At 68.0% G+C, this 8369-nt stretch carries 8 protein-coding genes, 1 tRNA gene and 1 pseudogene; 6 read left to right on the top strand and 4 right to left on the bottom strand.

Annotated elements, in window-relative coordinates; translation table 11 throughout:
• Nucleotides 1-426, top strand: a 426-nt coding sequence (locus C5O18_RS03960) for a transporter (RefSeq protein WP_146089197.1), incomplete at its 5' end; no start/stop codon positions are given.
• A 42-nt stretch (nt 427-468) separates the two neighbouring features.
• Here C5O18_RS03960 and C5O18_RS03965 read toward each other — a convergent pair.
• From C5O18_RS03965 to C5O18_RS03975, 3 genes and pseudogenes are all read right to left on the bottom strand, one after another.
• A complete protein-coding gene (locus C5O18_RS03965) occupies nt 469-1377 on the bottom strand; it encodes an alpha/beta fold hydrolase (RefSeq protein ID WP_105191663.1) in 909 nt (302 codons plus the stop codon).
• A gap of 5 nt (nt 1378-1382) precedes the next feature.
• Nucleotides 1383-2210 carry an SDR family NAD(P)-dependent oxidoreductase gene (locus tag C5O18_RS03970; RefSeq protein WP_105191665.1) on the bottom strand — a complete coding sequence of 276 codons (828 nt, stop codon included), beginning with the start codon at nt 2208-2210 and terminating at the stop codon, nt 1383-1385.
• A 245-nt stretch (nt 2211-2455) separates the two neighbouring features.
• Nucleotides 2456-4404 (bottom strand): annotated as a pseudogene (locus tag C5O18_RS03975) (FAD-dependent oxidoreductase).
• 80 nt (nt 4405-4484) lie between these two features.
• Between C5O18_RS03975 and C5O18_RS03980 the strand changes: the two are divergent.
• The 5 genes from C5O18_RS03980 to C5O18_RS10230 all read left to right on the top strand — a co-directional run bounded on the left by C5O18_RS03980 (nt 4485) and on the right by C5O18_RS10230 (nt 8103).
• Nucleotides 4485-5087, top strand: a complete 603-nt coding sequence (locus C5O18_RS03980; RefSeq protein WP_105191667.1) for a TetR/AcrR family transcriptional regulator — start codon at nt 4485-4487, stop codon at nt 5085-5087.
• 87 nt (nt 5088-5174) lie between these two features.
• Nucleotides 5175-6476, top strand: a complete 1302-nt coding sequence (locus tag C5O18_RS03985) for an ATP-binding protein (RefSeq protein ID WP_105191669.1) — start codon at nt 5175-5177, stop codon at nt 6474-6476.
• On the top strand, nt 6473-7675 hold the full coding sequence (locus C5O18_RS03990; RefSeq protein WP_105191671.1) for a response regulator: 1203 nt from the start codon (nt 6473-6475) through the stop codon (nt 7673-7675). Before C5O18_RS03985 ends, C5O18_RS03990 begins: the two co-directional genes overlap by 4 nt.
• A 104-nt stretch (nt 7676-7779) precedes the next feature.
• Nucleotides 7780-7856, top strand: a tRNA-Ile gene (locus C5O18_RS03995).
• Nucleotides 7857-7923: 67 nt separating this feature from the next.
• Entirely contained in the window at nt 7924-8103 is a 180-nt protein-coding gene (locus C5O18_RS10230; protein WP_146089198.1) for an MbcA/ParS/Xre antitoxin family protein, read from the top strand.
• A gap of 2 nt (nt 8104-8105) precedes the next feature.
• On the opposite strand, the gene C5O18_RS04000 is transcribed toward C5O18_RS10230, so the two are convergent.
• Nucleotides 8106-8369, bottom strand: a 264-nt coding sequence (locus C5O18_RS04000; protein WP_206389716.1) for a hypothetical protein, incomplete at its 5' end; no start/stop codon positions are given.

Below are 8369 nucleotides of genomic sequence, written 5' to 3' on the forward strand. Positions count from 1 at the left end.
AAGGCCGTGCTGCCCTCGGATCACGACACCTTCTCGTGGGCCGTGCTGGCCGGCGCTTCGCTGCCCACAGGCAGCCGTCACTTCACGCAGGATCACACACAGCTCTTTGCCGGCATCACCACCGCATTCGCGCTCAGCGACACCCAGGGCGTGGCCCTGTACTACAACGTCAGCCACGACAGCGACGCCAGCAGCTTCACCTTCTCGCCCAGCTGGAGCTACCAGGTCAGCGAACGGCTGGGAGCCTATGTCGAAGCCGGCTACACCGCGAGCAGCGGGCCTGACGATGATGACTACGTCGCTGGCGGCGGCCTGGTCTACATGCTGACGCCGCGCATCCAGGCGGATCTGTACGGCCTGCGCGGCCTGGGTTCGCGCAGCACCGACCTGCAGGCCGGCCTGGGCATCTCCGTGTTTTTCGACTGAGTATCCGCCGACGCGCAACCGCCTGGCGGACGCGCCCGCGCCTCAGTCCTCGCGCAGGAAACGCCCCAGTTCGCGCGCGAAACGCAGCGGCTCGTCCTTCAGCGGCACGTGGCCGGAGTGCTCGAAGCGCACCACCCGCGAGCGCGGATGGTGCTCGGCGATCAGGCGCTGGCCGGCCTCCGCGTAGAGCGGCGAATGCGCGCCCAGCATGACCGTGACCGGCACCGTGCAGGCGGCCAGCGCCGGCCGGTAGTCATGACCGCCGGACAGGTAGGCCGGCAGATAGCGACGCAGATGCCCGAGGTCGCTGAACGGCACCGGCATGCGCCCCAGCAGCGCCGCCGGCAGCCGGAACACCACGCGCAGTGCGCTGTGCAGCCCGGCGCCGCCGGCCATTTCCGCCAGCACCGGCGCCAGGCGATCACCCACGGCCTGGCGCACCGGAGCGGGCAGCTCGGCGAGGCGGCGGCAGTCCGGATGCTCGCCGACCAGCGCCAGCACCTCGCGCATGCGGGCGAACATCTCGTCCTGGCGCGCGCCGAACAGGCCGTGCGGCCAGCCCGGGCGGTTGCCGATGCAGGGTGACTGATCGATGTGCAGATAGCGCCGCACCGGACCGAAGCCATCCAGCGACAGCAGGTGCAGGGCCGTGGTGGCACCGAGCGAGATGCCGCCCAGCGTCAGGTCGCGCAGACCGAGTCCGGCGATGACATCCTGCACATCCTCGGCGTGAGCCCGGAAGATGTCACCGGGCTTGAACGGCACGTCGGCGGAGGCGCCGGCGCCGCGCAGGTCGGGCAGGATGAAGCGGTGGCGGTGCAGATGCGGCAGGACGAACGGCAGCCAGTGCGCGCCGCTCATGCCGAGGCCGTGCAGCAGCAGCACCGGACGGCCACGGCCGATGACGCGGACAGACAGCGACTGTCCGTCGCGCACCGGCACCATGACCATGCGGCTTACTTCATCCGCTTGCTGCTGAGCGACACCAGCTTCTGGTAGGTCGACGGCAGCAGGCGCACCATGAGGTCGAGGACCTTGGCGTCGGTACCGACCAGCACGCGGCGCTGGTTCTTCTCGACACCGCGGATGATGATCTCGGCAGCCTTGTCGGCGGTGGTGGTGAACAGCTTCTCGAACTTCTCGGTGCTGTCGGTGCTCAGGCCCAGCTTGGTGACCGACTGATCCATGCGCGCGGCACGGGCGATGTTGGTCTTGATGCCGCCCGGGTGCACGCTGGTGGCGCTGACGTTCACGCCTTCCATTTCCAGCTCCTGGCGCAGGGCTTCGGTGAAGCCGCGCACGGCGAACTTGGAGGCGTTGTAGGCGCTCTGCGACGGCACCGCGAACAGGCCGAAGACGCTGGAGGTGTTGATGACATGACCTTCGCCTGCGTCCTTGAGGTAGGGCAGGAAGGCCTTGGTGCCGTGCACCACGCCCCAGAAGTTGATGTTCATGATCCATTCCAGATCTTCGTAGCTGCCGCCGTCGATGGCGCTGCCCAGCGCGACGCCGGCGTTGTTGAAGATCAGGTTGATCTTGCCGTGGTCACGCGCGACCTGCTCGGCCCAGGCGAACACTGCCGCCTTGTCGGCGACATCGAGCTTCTGCGCGGTGACCTTGATGCCGGTACCGTCGAGCAGCTTCACGGTCTCGGCCAGGCCGGCTTCGTTGATGTCGCTGAGCGCAACGTGGCAGCCGCGGCTGGCCAGCAGCACGGCGAGAGAGCGACCCATGCCCGAACCGGCACCGGTGATGGCAGCGACCTTGTTCCTGAAATCTTTCATCGTGTTTTGCCTGCAATGTTGACATCGAACGCTGGCAGAGTATGTGTGACAACGATTGTTGTCAACAAGCATTCGACGGCCGGCAGATCAGGCCGCCCGGATGCCGCCGAGCATCTGGTTTTGCAGGCCTGAGGCTGCGCGTCAATCCTGAGGCGGGCGCCCGACCAGTCGTATCGAGGCGCAGGGCCCGGCGGGCGGGAAAACTGTAGCGCAGCGTGTTTTCCCGCCCGCCGGGCCCTGCACCGTCAAAGACTGGCCGCCAGCTCGGCACCCTCGCGGATGGCGCGTCGCGCGTCGAGCTCGCCGGCGAACTTGGCGCCGCCGATGACGTGGTAGCGCTTGTCGGTGATCTTGCCGTCCTTGTCGCGCGGGATCAGGTCGGTGACCGACTCCTGGCCGGCGCAGAGGATGACGTGATCGACATCGAGGATGCGGGTCTCGTTCTCGCCGATGCGCACGTGCAGGCCGAGGTCATCGACCTTCAGGTACTCGCACTCCGCCAGCATCTTCACGCCATACTGGCCGAGCAGGGCCTTGTGCGCCCAGCCCGTGGTCTTGCCCGGGCCAGCGCCCATCTTCTTCTGGCCCGGCTTGCGCTGCAGCAGGGTGATGTCGCGCTGGGCGTGGCGGCGCTCGGGCGCGGTCAGGCCGCCCGGCTCGCTGACGGTGAAGTCGATGCCCCAGTGGCTGGCCCAGGTCTCCACCGACTGGTTGTGCTCTTCCAGCAGATAGGCGCAGGTGTCGACACCGATGCCGCCGGAGCCGATCACCGCCACGCTGTGGCCGACCTCGACCTCGCCGCGCAGCACCTGCGGATAGCTCAGCACCTTCGGGTGGTCGATGCCCGGGAAGCGCGGAATGCGCGGCTTCACGCCGGTGGCGATGACCACTTCATCGAAGTTCGCCAGCGTGTCGTGGCTGACGCGGGCATTGAGCTGCACCTTGACGCCGGTGCGCACCAGCTCGTGGCGATAGAAGCGGATGGTCTCCTGGAACTCTTCCTTGCCCGGCACATTGGCGGCCATGTTGAACTGGCCGCCAATGTCGGCGGCGGCCTCGAACAGGGTCACGTCATGGCCGCGGCCGGCGGCCACGGTGGCAGCGGTGAGGCCGGCCATGCCGCCGCCGATGACGGCGATCTTCTTGGCCTTGCGCACCTTCGGGTAGACCAGCTCGGTCTCGTAGCCGGCGCGCGGGTTGACCAGGCAGGTCACGCGCTTGTTCGAGAACGCCAGGTCGAGGCAGCCCTGGTTGCAGCCGATGCAGGTGTTGATGGCCTCGGGAATGCCGGCGGCGGTCTTGTTGACGAAATCCGGGTCGGCCAGCAGCGGGCGCGCCATGGAGATCAGGTCGGCATCGCCGCTGGCGACGATGTCTTCGCAGACTTCCGGCGTGTTGATGCGGTTGGACGCCATGACCGGAATGCCGACCTCCTTCCCGATGCGCGCGGTCACGCTGCGGAAGGCCGCGCGCGGCACCTGGGTGGCGATGGTCGGCACCCGGGCCTCGTGCCAGCCGATGCCGGTGTTGAGGATGGTCACGCCCGCCGCCTCCAGCGCCTTGGCGATGGTGACGATCTCGTCCCAGGTGTTGCCGCCCGGCACCAGGTCGATCAGCGACAGGCGGTAGCAGATGATGAAGTTCGGGCCCACGGCCTCACGCACCGCCTTCACGATCTCGACCGGGAAGCGCATGCGGTTCTCCACCGGACCGCCCCAGCGGTCCTGGCGCTGGTTCACGCGCGGACAGATGAACTGGTTGAGCAGATAGCCCTCCGAGCCCATGATCTCGATGCCGTCGTAGCCGGCCAGCTGCGCCAGGCGCGCGGTGTGGGCGTAGTCGCCGATGGTCTCGAGGATCAGCGCGTCGCTCATTTCGCGCGGCTTGAACGGATTGATCGCGGATTTGATCGACGACGCCGANCCGAGGTCACGCGGCGATGATTGATGACATCGCCGTAGTGGTTGAGCGTGCCCGCCAGCGGCTTCAGCCAAGCGCGGCGGTTCATGGCGATGCCGCCGGTGATCATGAGCGCGGTGCCGCCACGGGCGCGCTCCTCGAAATAGGCGGCGAGCTTGCCGTAATCCCAGAAGCGGTCTTCCAGGCCGGAGTGCATGGAGCCCATGACAATGCGGTTCTTGAGCTTGGTGAAGCCCAGGTCCAGCGGAGCGAGCATGTGGTTGAAGGCGGTCATGGCCGGTGGTCCTCGTCAGCGTCTCGTCAGAATGACTGGAACGCGCTAATATTAACACCGTTAAGATATAAGGATTCGGGATGATGTCAAGCCCTCAGGAAAAGCAGGGGTATCACCACGGCGACCTGCGCCGCAGCCTGATCGACACCGGCCTGCTGCTGGTGCGCGAGATCGGCATCGATGCCCTCAGCCTGCGCAAGCTCGCCGAGCGAGTGGGTGTGTCGACGCCGGCGCTCTACCACCATTTCCGCAACAAGCAGGACCTGCTCTACGCCCTCGGCGAAGCCAGCATCCAGGAGTTCGAGGCCGTGCTGCGGCCGACCCTGGGCGACGACAGCACGCTGGAGGACTTCGCCCTCGCCTACGTCGGCTTCGCGCGCAACAACCCCGAGCTCTACGAGCTCATGCTCGGCCGCACCACCTGGCGCGGCGATCACCCGGCGCCGTTCCACCGCGCCGCGCGCCAGAGCGTGCGCCTGATGGGCCAGCGCCTGCTCAGCCTGCAGCAGCAGGGACACCTGCCGGCCGACGTCAACGTGCTGCGCCTCACCCAGGTCGGCTGGGCCACCCTGCACGGCCTCTGCCGCATGTACAACGACGGCCTCGCCTTCACCCCGGAAACGGTGGAGGAGATCGCCCGCTACGCCGTTCAGCTGATCCGCCAGACGCTGACCAGCCGCTGAGCGCCGGCCGCACGGGAAACCGACAAACGGCCACAAGTTTTTCCGCCGGCTGCCGATATACGGACGAACACCGTCCGGACAGCCGCCATGCCCAGCCGCAGCGAACATGCGCCAGAACACGCCCCCGATGCCGGGAGCGAGGCGCTGCTGCGCCGCCAGGTCGCGCTCTTCGAGCAGGCCCTGCAGACCGGCCCCGGCGCCGGTGACAGCACCGACCAGCAGCTCAACCGCGCCTACAGCCGCATCAGCGGCCTCTACGGGGTGATGCCCGGCCTGCTGCTGGTGGTCGATGCCCGCGGCCTGATCCGCCACGCCAACGAGCAGGCCGGGCTCATGCTCGGCATACAGTGCCGAGCCTTGCCGGGCCGGGCGCTGTCGGAGCTGCTGCCCGACAGTCCGCGCCTGCTGGCCACGCTCCAGGATGGTGACGGCAGCCTGCGCTGCGAGACCGAATTCCGCCAGTACGACGGCGAGTCGCTGCCGGTGCTGCTCTCCGCCGGCCGCGAAGACGGCGGAGATGGCTCGGCGCAGTACGTGCTGGTCGGCCTCGACCTGCGCGAGCAGCGCCAGCGCGAGCTGGCCCTGCGCCAGGCGCAGAAGCTGGAGGCCATGGGCAGCCTCGCCGCCGGCATCGCGCACGAGATCAACACCCCGCTGCAGTACATCGGCGACAACCTGGGCTTCATCGACGACAGCGTCCGCGCCCTGCTCGACCTCATGCAGGCCTGCTCGCAGCTGCCCGAGACGCCGGACGCCGAGGCCCTGCTGACGCTGCGCGAACGCCTGCGCGCCACCGATCCGGCATTCACCGCCGCGCAGCTGCCGCAGGCCCTGGAGCGCAGTCGCGAGGGCATCCGCCGGGTCAGCCGCATTGTCGACAGCCTGCGCGGATTCACCCACCGCAGCACCGCCGCCGCGCCGGTGCGGCTGGACGAGCTGGTCGGCGCCGCGCTGGAGATCTGTCGCCACGAATACAAGTACGTCGCCGACATCGTGCTGGCGCTGCCAGCGCTGCCGCCCGTGCCGGGCCGCCACGACCACCTGCTGCAGGTGCTGATCAACCTGCTCACCAACGCCGCGCACGCCATCCGCGAACGCTTCGGCGACGACGCCCGCGGGCGGATAGGCATCACCGGCAGCCTGTGCGAAGACGGCCGGGTCAGGCTCGACATCAGCGACAACGGCTGCGGCATTCCGGCCGACATCGCGCACCGCATCTTCGACCCCTTCTTTACCACCAAGGCGATGGGCCAGGGCACCGGACAGGGCCTGGCCATCAGCCGCGCAATCATCGTCGAGCAGCACCAGGGCAGCCTGGACTGGACGCCCGGCGACGACGGCGGCGCGTGCTTCAGCATCACCCTGCCCTGCGAGAGCGATCCACCATGAACCAGCCCGAACGTGCTGCCGACACCCTGCCGCAGATCCTCTGCATAGACGATGACAGCGATGTGCTGGCCGGCCTCGCGCTGTCGCTGCGCGGCCTCGGCGAGATACACACCGCCAGCGGCGGCAGCGAGGCGCTGGCGCTGGCCGACGGCCTCGACCGGCTGGCCGTGGTGCTCTGCGACATGCGCATGCCCGGCATGACCGGCGACCAGGTGCTGGCGGCGTTCAACGCCCGCCACCCGCTGGCGGTGCGTCTGCTGCTGACCGGCTACAGCGACACTGCCGCCGCCATCCGCGCCATCAATGACGGACGCATCTTCCGCTTCCTCGGCAAGCCCTGCCCGCGCGAGCAGCTGCAGCAGGCACTGCGCGAGGCGCTGGCGCAGCACACGCTGCTGCGCACCGAGCAGGAGCTGCTGGAGCAGACCGTGCGCGGCTGCACCCAGGCCCTGGTGGATGCCCTGTGCATCGCCAGCCCGGCCACCTACGGGCGCGCCGACCGCCTGCGCGACCTGCTGCGCCGGGTCAGCGAGCGCTCGCGCCTGCAGGCCGGCTGGGCCACCGAGATGGCCGCCATGCTGGCCAACCTGGGCCTGGTCGGCCTGCGCCAGTCGCTGCAGGAGAAGGTGCTGTTCGACCTGCCGCTGGAGGCCGGCGAGGCCGAGGAGATCCGCCATGCCCAGCAGCGCTCGTTCGCCCTGCTCCAGCGCATTCCGCGCCTGGACCCGGTGCTACGGCTGATCTGCCTGACCGAGCCGGCGCTCGCCGACGCCATGCGCATCAGCCCCGAGGATGCCGAGGCGCTGGCGCCGCAGGCGCACCTGATCCGGATCATCCGCCAGTATGTGCGCCACGAGTCATCGGGCATGCCGACGCTGCAGAGCCTGGAGGCGCTGCGGGGCGAGTTTCCCGGCAGCGCGCCGCTGATCGCGGCACTGCGCGACGTGCTCGGCGAGCAGGCGGACGTGGATCGGGTGATCGAACTGCCGCTGGACATGCTCGGCGACGGCATGGTGCTGGCGCGCGCCATCCACACCCAGCACGGTCTGCTGTTCGCGCCTGCCGGCTACCAGGTGCGCCAGGGCTTCAAGCGCCGCCTGCTGGACGCCTGCCCGCACCTGCGGCGCGAGCGCATCGCGGTGATCATTCCGCCGGAGGCCGGCGGGCACATCCACCACCAGTTGCTGACCGAGGGCTGAGGCGGCGCGGGCTGGGCGATGCCGACCGGGCTTGCTACACTCCGCGCTCGCCGGCGCAACGCCGGCGCGACGATCCGGAACGGCCTCCGCCGCCCGGCCGCTACGGGCCTGTAGCTCAGTCGGTTAGAGCAGAGGACTCATAATCCTTTGGTCCTGGGTTCAAGTCCCAGCGGGCCCACCAAATATGCAATACAAAACAACAGGTTATACGGGATCAGAAAAGCGCCTTTCAAGGGAGTGTCCACAAAGTGTCCATCGAAGAAAAGAGAGCGCAGGAACTCGAACGGATGGCTCAGGATGTCTTGGGGAAGGATGCTGAACGTTGGCTTGAAGAGCCTCACCCCGTCCTGGCCGGCAAGACCCCGCGCGATGACGCAGAGCAGGCCATAGAGATCCTGCAACGAATCCGCCACGGAATTTTTGCGTAAGCTCAGCGACCTTTTCTGAAAGGCCAGACGTACGCCGGCCAGAAAACTATCTTGCGCAGTGACTCCATCAGCGGAGGCCAGTCCTGATCATCCGGCAGGCCTGCCCGCTCTTTCCTGACCAGCTCGGCCATGTGGTTGTATGCGAAGAACAGACTGCCGGCTGTGATGTAGACACAGACCAGTCGAGTCATCAGATCGTGATCCAAAAACTTGCCCTCCAAAAGGGCACGATTGGCCAGAAACGAGAACCTAGTGTCATCACCAGT

It is taken from the genome of Amnimonas aquatica (assembly GCF_002943415.1).
GTDB classification, from domain to species: Bacteria; Pseudomonadota; Gammaproteobacteria; order Pseudomonadales; family Moraxellaceae; genus Perlucidibaca; species Perlucidibaca aquatica_A.

Excerpts from the sequence above, each read along its gene's own strand:
- C5O18_RS03965 (WP_105191663.1), bottom strand. The coding sequence starts at position 1,377 with ATGGTCATGGTGCCGGTGCGCGACGGACAGTCGCTGTCTGTCCGCGTC.
- C5O18_RS03980 (WP_105191667.1), top strand. The coding sequence starts at position 4,485 with ATGATGTCAAGCCCTCAGGAAAAGCAGGGGTATCACCACGGCGACCTG.
- C5O18_RS03970 (WP_105191665.1), bottom strand. The coding sequence starts at position 2,210 with ATGAAAGATTTCAGGAACAAGGTCGCTGCCATCACCGGTGCCGGTTCG.
- C5O18_RS03985 (WP_105191669.1), top strand. The coding sequence starts at position 5,175 with ATGCCCAGCCGCAGCGAACATGCGCCAGAACACGCCCCCGATGCCGGG.
- C5O18_RS03990 (WP_105191671.1), top strand. The coding sequence starts at position 6,473 with ATGAACCAGCCCGAACGTGCTGCCGACACCCTGCCGCAGATCCTCTGC.